The following is a 247-nucleotide window of genomic DNA, read 5'->3' as shown; positions in this document are numbered from 1 at the left end:
ACCAGCATGGTGTGCGTCGCGCGCAGCTGCTCGGCCAGTTGCAGGTAGCGCGCCGCGTCGAACTTGGGGCACAGCTGCACGCAGCCGCCATAGGCCAGCGTCGGGAAGAACACCACCAGCGTGGTGTTGGAGTACAGCGGCGTGGCCAGCAGCGTCACCCCCGCCGGGCCGTAGTCGTAGCTGCTGGCCCGGCGCACATGGGCCCAGCGCATGCCGTGCGACTGCACGATGCCCTTCGGAACGCCCG

General features: G+C 70.0%; 1 protein-coding gene. It reads right to left on the bottom strand.

The features are described 5' to 3' along the window. A partial coding sequence (locus QZH66_RS18995; RefSeq protein WP_305807319.1) for an AMP-binding protein occupies nt 1–247 on the bottom strand: 247 nt, incomplete at both ends.

It is taken from the genome of Stenotrophomonas sp. YIM B06876 (genome assembly GCF_030711595.1).
Taxonomy (GTDB): domain Bacteria; phylum Pseudomonadota; class Gammaproteobacteria; order Xanthomonadales; family Xanthomonadaceae; genus Stenotrophomonas.
The sequence above is the reverse complement of the archived record's forward strand: the minus strand, read 5'-3'. Positions and strand labels throughout refer to the sequence as shown.